This is a genomic window from Campylobacter concisus UNSWCS, assembly GCF_000466685.1.
Taxonomy (GTDB): Bacteria; Campylobacterota; Campylobacteria; order Campylobacterales; family Campylobacteraceae; genus Campylobacter_A; species Campylobacter_A concisus_A.
Map to the genome: position 1 here is coordinate 1 of NZ_ANNG01000049.1, position 5,880 is coordinate 5,880.

General features: G+C 28.8%; 11 protein-coding genes. All 11 read right to left on the bottom strand.

The features are described from left to right. Positions 1-104: 104 nt before the first annotated feature. On the bottom strand, positions 105-260 hold the full coding sequence (locus UNSWCS_RS11885) for a hypothetical protein (protein WP_021088335.1): 156 nt from the start codon (positions 258-260) through the stop codon (positions 105-107). Positions 261-344: 84 nt separating this feature from the next. Next, positions 345-806: a hypothetical protein gene (locus UNSWCS_RS09575; RefSeq protein ID WP_021088339.1), complete on the bottom strand. Its 462-nt coding sequence runs from the start codon at positions 804-806 to the stop codon at positions 345-347. Positions 807-1,014: 208 nt separating this feature from the next. Continuing rightward, positions 1,015-1,350, bottom strand: a complete 336-nt coding sequence (locus UNSWCS_RS09580) for a hypothetical protein (protein ID WP_162142149.1) — start codon at positions 1,348-1,350, stop codon at positions 1,015-1,017. Between the two features lie 62 nt (positions 1,351-1,412). After that, entirely contained in the window at positions 1,413-1,841 is a 429-nt protein-coding gene (locus UNSWCS_RS09585) for a hypothetical protein (RefSeq protein WP_021088336.1), read from the bottom strand. A gap of 55 nt (positions 1,842-1,896) precedes the next feature. After that, on the bottom strand, positions 1,897-2,214 hold the full coding sequence (gene imm40, locus UNSWCS_RS09590) for an Imm40 family immunity protein (protein WP_035143882.1): 318 nt from the start codon (positions 2,212-2,214) through the stop codon (positions 1,897-1,899). Position 2,215: 1 nt separating this feature from the next. Then, the gene (locus tag UNSWCS_RS09595) at positions 2,216-2,431 is read right to left on the bottom strand and encodes a hypothetical protein (RefSeq protein ID WP_035143884.1); all 216 of its coding nucleotides are present in this window, start codon (positions 2,429-2,431) and stop codon (positions 2,216-2,218) included. A gap of 5 nt (positions 2,432-2,436) precedes the next feature. Continuing rightward, the gene (locus UNSWCS_RS12405; protein WP_021088333.1) at positions 2,437-2,910 is read right to left on the bottom strand and encodes a hypothetical protein; all 474 of its coding nucleotides are present in this window, start codon (positions 2,908-2,910) and stop codon (positions 2,437-2,439) included. A gap of 569 nt (positions 2,911-3,479) precedes the next feature. Beyond that, a complete protein-coding gene (locus UNSWCS_RS09605; RefSeq protein WP_051267846.1) occupies positions 3,480-3,776 on the bottom strand; it encodes a hypothetical protein in 297 nt (98 codons plus the stop codon). Between the two features lie 256 nt (positions 3,777-4,032). Beyond that, positions 4,033-4,287, bottom strand: a complete 255-nt coding sequence (locus UNSWCS_RS09610) for a hypothetical protein (protein WP_035143886.1) — start codon at positions 4,285-4,287, stop codon at positions 4,033-4,035. Between the two features lie 297 nt (positions 4,288-4,584). Beyond that, positions 4,585-4,899, bottom strand: a complete 315-nt coding sequence (locus UNSWCS_RS09615; RefSeq protein ID WP_035143888.1) for a DUF4926 domain-containing protein — start codon at positions 4,897-4,899, stop codon at positions 4,585-4,587. Positions 4,900-4,907: 8 nt separating this feature from the next. Continuing rightward, positions 4,908-5,880 (bottom strand): DUF6883 domain-containing protein (locus UNSWCS_RS12005; protein WP_200862624.1); only part of this gene is annotated, 973 nt, incomplete at its 5' end.

Genomic DNA, 5,880 nt, shown 5'->3' on the forward strand with positions numbered 1-5,880 from the left:
TTTTGCTTCGGATTCGGGACTAGCAAAGCCCTTATAGCTAAATTCTTTTTCATTGTTTATAAAAAGACTATTGTATTCTTTCATGATTTCCATTGAGAGCATTTTTATATCTGGGCAAGATGTTTACTGTCCCAAGATGTTTCTTCTTCTTGCTCTACCCATGTTCCGCCATTTATGTTTTCACCAAATTCATCATATATCCAAAATACGCTATCACATGCAAATTCCGTTTGTAAAACTATTTTTAACTTTTTATTCACTTCAAACTCCTTCTATTCAATGCTACATTTTTACACCTTCAAAATTTCTAACTTAACTTATTCTTTTTGAGTTATTTTCATCTTTTAACTTTCAATAACTACTGTAATATTTAAAAAATCATTATTATTTTTATCACAGTAATTTAACATTTCACTTTTCACATCGCTGATGAAATTTAATAATTTATTTGCTAATTCGTTATGTTCTTTGTAAAATTTATAAAAATTTATAAAAATTAACTTTAAATTATCCCTAACGCCTTGTTTATTTTTAACTCCACATTTATTATCTTCTTCTTTTATCATTAAAAATTCATCATAGCTAGCCCAACCGTCTTCTGGTTTAAATTCTTGCAATTCCTTAAAATTTAAATATTGATAGAATTCTTTAAATGTATCCCAATTATGAGTTGGAGGTAAATTTAATTTTAGCGATAAAAAATATAGCATCTTTTCTTTTATATTTTCTGGAATATGATTGCCATAAGCATAGTTCAATTCTCTAATCTTATCAATTTCATCAAAATCAATTCTAACTTCTATCATTTAATACCTCTAAACATTTTATTTATCGTTTCTTTTGGCAATACACCAACTCTATAAAAAGGGATACCATTTCCATTTTGTCCATAATGGTTGTTTGAGTAATAATATGTTCCGTCTCTTCTGGCTACTATTGTATGAACATTTTTTTATTTTATCTACACTTACCCCATGCTTTTTATATTGCTACTACAGAAGTAAAAAAATAATTTTACCTCTTTAGCTTTCTCTTTTTATTTCTAGATTTTGATCTAAACAGCGGCTCGGTTTTTGGTTTTGGTCTTGTTTCATAGTGCGTGTTATAACATTTTAGCAGCTCTTGTCCGCACTCTTCGCAAGTAGTTTCACCTATATGATAAAATTTATTGCAGTCAGGGCACCACATACCCACTAGCCTTTGCACGACTGGTGGTTCTTTTCTAAAAGCCATCCAAAAACCATAGATGCTTAGCGCCAAAAATCCAAATGCTGGCAACAAATATAAATCTCCAGTATCGTCAAATTTAAAAAACTTCTCACCAACTTTTACATTTTTGTTAGCTAGCATAGAGATACAGTAAAGTAAGCACATAAACCCTATAAAAAGCCACCTATGCGATTAAACATATTTTATTTTCCACCCACAAACATTATCAAAGCCCAAACTGCAACAAATACCAATATCCACATTATAAAATTTGACCATTTATCTTTTTCATCTTTGAGGTATTTATTTTTGTCTTTATTCTTGACATAGTATTTTTTTAAATTTCCACCACATCGTTTGCATCTCTTACTACCTAATGGATAAAATTCTCTACATTTTTTGCACCACATATATTTTAAATCTGGCTTTTCATTTTTATATGATCTAAAAGCCATCCAAAAGCCATAAATACCCAACAACAAAAAACCAAGTGCTGGCAGCAAATACAAATCGCCAGTATCATCAAATTTAAAAAATTTTTCGCCTACTTTTACATTTTTGTTAGCTAGCATAGAGATACAGTAAAGTAGGCACATAAATCCTATCAAAGACCAGCCTACGCGTTTAAACATCTTATTTATCCTTGCTTTAACCGTATATGATTTATAAACTCAACAACATTATTTTCTACAACATACCAGATGTATATATAGTATAAAAGCAGTCTTTATCTATATTATGATATTTTTCTATGTAATCAATTGCTTTTTTAGCAGAATACTCATGTAGATCATATGTATATTCTTCAGAATTAAAGCTCCAATTGTCATAAGTATATTCAGCTGCTTGCCCATCATACTTTATTACATCGCCACCGACAATAACTTGCCCCTTGGCTTTCAGTACCGCGATCTTCTTTATAACATTTTCGTAGTCGTAAGCAATTTCACATATATTGCTAAAAAAGAATTCCTCTATTTTTATCACATCATTTATTAAATTCATACTATTTATCCTTTATTTTAAAAAATCTATGATTAACTGTATTATCAGGCTCTATTATATACTCAAACACTCCATCGTGATTTTTGTGGCTACCTTGAATTTCAATCTTTACTCTCTTAATCCCATCATTACCGATAATTTCCGATTTTTTGCCATATTTAGCAAAAGCATCTACTGCATTTGGAAACGAATGAAAGTAATCACTTTTGTTTGACATTTGGGTCAAAACTTTTTTGTATAACTTATATTTTCTAATGGGTTTTTTAGCGCAGTATTTTTAAAAAGGCCAAATGCACTTTTTGAAAAAATAGGCGCTGGCAAGAACGATAAGCTTCCATCCTCTAGCCCCACACTCTTATCAGGCGTATAACCGCTGTTATTATACTGCTCTTTTGTAGCAGTAAAGTAATCTTGCTTAGTAAATTCCTCTTTATATATATCTCTAAAAGATTTTTCTTTAGAATTTACCAGCAGATATGCTTTAGCGTTATTTACATCTTCTTGATTAAATTTATAAAATTTCTCATTGTAGTTTATTACACTTATTTCGTCATTTTCATCTCTTACTTCAAATTTCTCTTTTGAAGCAAAATCATTATATGAGCCTTTATCTACTAGCACACTAGCAGCAGTATATAAGATTTTAACAGCCTGCTCTTTAGAGATATTGTTTTTAGCAGCATAATCATCTGCCATAGAGTTTATAAAGTCTATCTCTCTTTGATGAAGCTGCCTATTATAAGTATCTGCACTTGTGGTTATTTTATAGCCTGTATTTGCTCCTTCATCGCCATTAGTATCATTTAAATTTAGAGAAATACCACATCCGGTTATAATAAAAATGGTAAATGCACAAATGAAATTTATAAATTTAGTCGTTTTTATATTCCGCTATCCATTCCCTAAAACATTTTTTAGCAAATAAAATTTTATTTACTAATTTTTTAGCTCATAGATGATATAAATACTATCAAATTTTCTACTACCCAAATTTCTGGCGATATACTACTAAAAAACCATCTAAATTTTGAAAATATAGACCACTTAAAACCTATACGCGTAAATGTACGCTTCATTTTATAGTTAATAATTTAATTCCAATTGGGTCGTGTTGAAGAAGGTAGTGTCGTAGGGTGGTCATTTTGCCTGCCGAATTTTATATATTTATTAAATTTAATCATTTTTAATCCTTTACCAACCATTGTAGCGGGCAAATATACTCGCCTTACGAAACTATTTTTTATCTATAAAATCAATCATTATTCTCACAAAAATTTCTTTGGAATTTGTTTTAATTGTTTTTCTAGCGACCAATTATTAGGCTTAATACTAGAACGAAACCAACTATTAAAATATGATACATTGTTTTGCCATTTCAATTTACCACTCAGCCATTGTTTTCTATATTCTCTAATAACATCTATATTGTAATCATCGCAACCAAATTCGCAACCACAACAGCCACAAATTTCAAAATTAGCAGTTTTGTCATCATCACCCCATGGTGCCTCTAGCTGCTCTAATCCACAAATTCTACAATAAAATTTATTTTTGTCTATCAAAATAATCCTTTCCTTTGGAAAGTTGCTATTAAATAATTTATACATCTTTATATACTTCTTTGTATTTATTCCAAGTAACTATGACATTTTGTGCTTTTTTAACGACGATCTGTCAATTTGGATCTTTAATAATCGCTTCATCATTATTATCATCTTCTGCAATATAATTTATAAGTTCATCCGAAAAACCTAATAAACATTTTTTAAATTTGGAAACTCTGAAATTAAAATTTTATTTAATTCTAAACTATTCATATTAGTTTCCATTTAAAGCATTATTTATATCACTAATTTTAACAAAATCTTTTTCATCATTAGGCAATTGAATAAAATCAGAGTCTCCTAATTTTAATACATCAACACTGTATAGACATTTTTTATCAATATATGCTAATAATACGACCTCGCACGATACTTTATCTATATCATAAAATGAAATTTCTGCAATCTTGGTTGAACGATTATTTTTTGGAGTAATTTTTGGTTCATAAACAAAATCAAAAACTACCACTACAATCACCCCACTCAACTACTTTATTTGAGTATTTGAAATAAATATTCTTATAATCATCTAGTTTATTTTTAAACAATACTTTAATTAATAGTTGCTCTTTTTTTGTCATATTTCTAATAATGCTATTATTCAACGGTTATCCTTCCTATATTGCAGCTTCCATCTTGCAACAGGAAACTTATCGTCGTTTATAAAATTATTTTGTTTCTGGCACATAGTAAGTTCCTATATTTATAACTCCATTATCTCGTTCTTTGGTTTTATATGTTAAGAACATTGCAATTACCTATGGTTTTATTTGTCATTTTTGTCCTTTAATGTAGTTGTTGTGGTAGGCAAATTATATAATGTTAAATATTTTTTATTTAATGTCAAAGTGTATCCAAATTCACTTATTTTAATTACATTATCATTTTCATCAAAAAACTCAACTTCACAATCTGTTGTATTATAATCCATTACGATTGTTCCCATAGTTCCCTTTTTAATAATAAAAATAACATCTTCATTGCCAATTTTACTTTTACAATGAGTAATAAAATAACCACTTTTATCTTTTACTAAATAAATATTGTATTTAGCTTTTACAACATCTAGTTCATTAAACATTTTATATCCTACTTTTTCGTCGGAATAGCTGTTATCAACCTAATATTCCCATCTTTATTTTTTATCCAAACAAATTTTACATCAATGTTTTTACTATTAGCACCAACAATAGGAATAATTTGTTCGTATTTTTGTCCATATTGTGTTAATTCAGTTTTTATTGCTACTTTTTCATCAAATTTGATTTGCCTTGCTAAATCATCGGCATTTGTTTTTGTAAAACCCAATGCTTCTTTAAACCATTGAGCCTTAGTAGCTCCTGTTTTATGTGTTGGGTCTAAAAGATAGTTATTCAATTTTATATCTATACTTTCTTTTGTAATATCATTTACAATCTCACTTCCCCCAGCAAGAACTATTCCATCATTACCATTATTGTTCCAATTGTTTGCGTTATTGTTTGAATTTGTAGTAGTTGATTTAGTATCATTTGACATATTGTTTTTAACTATGTTATTGCTATTTTTACCAATATTTGCTAGTTTGCTACTATTTTTTGCTATTTGTCCTACTTTACCAACTGCTCCAAGAGAACCTATATTTTCACCTAGTGCGTGATAACTTCTATAATTTATAGAACTTTGATCACCTAAGACACTATCTACAAAATTTTTAGCTATGAATTCTTGTATGTTTGCATTTACATTTTTAGCTGTTAGGATAGGGTGATAAAAAGCATTATCTAAACCATTTATAGCATCTACTGGGTGTAAGATAATATTTCCCAAATCAGTAAGTCCTTCAATCCCACCTACTGCAAATCCGCCTAGACCATATATGGTTGATCTTGTATAATCTAATATGCCAGGGTTTGTTTTAATATACAAATTATCTTTGTAAAAATCTGAATTATCATATGCCTTTGAAGCATACATATACCTATCCTCATATTGCTTCTTATCTGGGTTAAAGGCATTTGTATTATCTAGAGTTGTATTGTAAAAGCTACTTTGCTTTATGAAATTTGTTGCTAATTCTATA

Bases quoted from the DNA above. Each gene is read 5' to 3' on its own strand.
- UNSWCS_RS09575 (WP_021088339.1), bottom strand. From the start codon at position 806: ATGATAGAAGTTAGAATTGATTTTGATGAAATTGATAAGATTAGAGAA.
- UNSWCS_RS09580 (WP_162142149.1), bottom strand. From the start codon at position 1,350: ATGCTAGCTAACAAAAATGTAAAAGTTGGTGAGAAGTTTTTTAAATTT.
- UNSWCS_RS09585 (WP_021088336.1), bottom strand. From the start codon at position 1,841: ATGTTTAAACGCGTAGGCTGGTCTTTGATAGGATTTATGTGCCTACTT.
- imm40 (WP_035143882.1), bottom strand. From the start codon at position 2,214: ATGAATTTAATAAATGATGTGATAAAAATAGAGGAATTCTTTTTTAGC.
- UNSWCS_RS09595 (WP_035143884.1), bottom strand. From the start codon at position 2,431: ATGTCAAACAAAAGTGATTACTTTCATTCGTTTCCAAATGCAGTAGAT.
- UNSWCS_RS12405 (WP_021088333.1), bottom strand. From the start codon at position 2,910: ATGGCAGATGATTATGCTGCTAAAAACAATATCTCTAAAGAGCAGGCT.
- UNSWCS_RS09615 (WP_035143888.1), bottom strand. From the start codon at position 4,899: ATGTTTAATGAACTAGATGTTGTAAAAGCTAAATACAATATTTATTTA.